General features: G+C 67.4%; 1 protein-coding gene and 1 pseudogene. Both read left to right on the top strand.

Annotated features, from left to right (window positions below; all coding sequences use genetic code 11):
- Positions 1-270: pseudogene (locus I6F36_RS38920) on the top strand (hypothetical protein); the annotation flags it as partial.
- Positions 263-433, top strand: a 171-nt coding sequence (locus I6F36_RS39820) for an SDR family NAD(P)-dependent oxidoreductase (protein ID WP_225173288.1), incomplete at its 3' end; no start/stop codon positions are given. The pseudogene I6F36_RS38920 and the gene I6F36_RS39820, both read left to right, overlap by 8 nt.

Raw genomic sequence — 433 nt, 5'->3', positions numbered from 1 at the left:
CGCACGCGCCACGTGCAGGGTTGGCAGCGCGATGTGTGGCGCTTCCTGTATCGCAATCGCCTGGAAGGGCTGCACTGGGATGTGCTGGAACAGGACCGCGTGGTGCTCGAATCGATGGCCCCCGAGGCGCGCGATCACGAAACGCTGTATCAGCACGACATCGGCATCACGCGTATCCGCCGTGTGCTTGCACGCCGCGCCGCCGCTGAGTTGGCCGATGCGCCGGTTGCCATGATCAAGCCCGTTCCCACGGAAGCCCAACATGCCTGAGCGCAATTCAACCGCCGGGCTGCTGGCTGGCCGCAAGGTGCTCGTGACGGGCGCCGCGCGCGGTCTGGGGCTGGCCTTTGCCAAGTCGATTGCCGAAGCCGGTGGCGCGGTTGCGCTGGCCGACATTCTTGGCGAGCGAGTGCAGGAAGAGGCGGCGGCGCTG

Origin of the sequence: Bradyrhizobium sp. BRP19, assembly GCF_020194195.1 — a bacterium.
In the GTDB taxonomy this organism is placed as follows: domain Bacteria; phylum Pseudomonadota; class Alphaproteobacteria; order Rhizobiales; family Xanthobacteraceae; genus Bradyrhizobium; species Bradyrhizobium yuanmingense.
The sequence above is the reverse complement of the archived record's forward strand: the minus strand, read 5'-3'. Positions and strand labels throughout refer to the sequence as shown.